The sequence below is a fragment of the Pseudomonas sp. P5_A2_2 genome (assembly GCF_054177685.1).
Window position 1 is genome coordinate 1 of sequence record NZ_JBGCUL010001172.1, and the last position, 1,267, is coordinate 1,267.

At 55.6% G+C, this 1,267-nt stretch carries 1 protein-coding gene; it reads left to right on the plus strand.

Going from position 1 to position 1,267, the window contains the following annotated elements:
* The first annotated feature begins 230 nt into the window (after positions 1-230).
* A complete protein-coding gene (gene lpxO / locus ACXRVY_RS29830) occupies positions 231-1,130 on the plus strand; it encodes a lipid A hydroxylase LpxO (RefSeq protein WP_223458136.1) in 900 nt (299 codons plus the stop codon).
* The last annotated feature ends 137 nt before the right edge of the window (positions 1,131-1,267 follow it).

Below are 1,267 nucleotides of genomic sequence, written 5' to 3' on the forward strand. Positions count from 1 at the left end.
TAAACGATAGGGCGTTGAGATCACTGCAACGCTTTGGCGGATTTTGCGGACACATTTTCGCAGTTGCAGGTTAACTATTGGTTACAAACTGTGGCTAAAATGCCATCCAACAGCCGGAAACCGACCATCGGCAAGACTCGATTGTACTAAGGGGCCGCTGTTTCGTAATCAGTCGCTGCACAAGACCCGGGAGGGCGCTGTTTGTTTATTTCCAACCTGTGACGATTTCCGTGAAACTCATCATTGCCGTTATCTACGTTGTCTCCATTGCGTATGTCCACCTGCGCGGTCAGGTGCGCCACAAGCTGGGTCGCCAGTTGAGTGATCACTCGACGTTTTTGGCGCCGATCAATTGCTTTCTTTATCTGTTTTCGAAAACCCCCAACAAGCCTTATCTCGACCCGGCCGACTTTCCCGACCTGAGCCCGCTGCAGGCGCATTGGGAAGAAATCCGTGCCGAAGGCCGGAACTTGCTTCACGCCGGCGAGATCAAGCGTTCGAATCAATACGATGACGTCGGTTTCAACTCGTTTTTCAAGACCGGCTGGAAGCGCTTCTATCTCAAGTGGTATGGCGACAGCCACCCGTCGGCCATGAAACTCTGCCCGCGCACCACTGAGCTGGTGCAGGGCATTGGCTCGATCAAGGCGGCGATGTTCGCCGAGCTGCCCCCGGGCTCCAGACTGGTGCGCCATCGCGATCCGTACGCCGGTTCGTACCGTTATCACCTCGGACTGGACACACCCAACGCTGAAGGTTGCTACATCAATGTCGATGGCCAGCACTACCATTGGCGCGATGGCGAAGCGGTGATGTTCGATGAGACCTACATTCATTACGCAGAGAACACCACGGCGCACAATCGCATCATCTTGTTTTGCGACGTCGAGCGGCCGATGAAGTATCGCTGGGCAGCGGCATTCAATCGCTGGTTCAGCCGCACTGTCATGTCGGCGGCAGGTGCGCCGAACGAGGACGGAGACAGGACGGGCGGGCTTAACCTTCTGTTCAGCAAGATCTACAAGCTTCGCCTGCGCGGCAAGGAGCTGAAAAGGCGCAACCGCAAGCTTTACTACCTCGAAAAGTGGTCGATCCTTGCCGGGCTGCTGGTGGTCTTTATTCTGATTTGAAGGGTGTATTCGGGCGGCGTTCCGACGATGAGGCCGGAACATCCAGCCTGTTACATCTTGCCGGGGAGGTTTTTGTTAACAAAACCGAACCCCGGGCGTAGCGTGGTATCGAAGTCCTTATCCGCGCGACGTAGAGA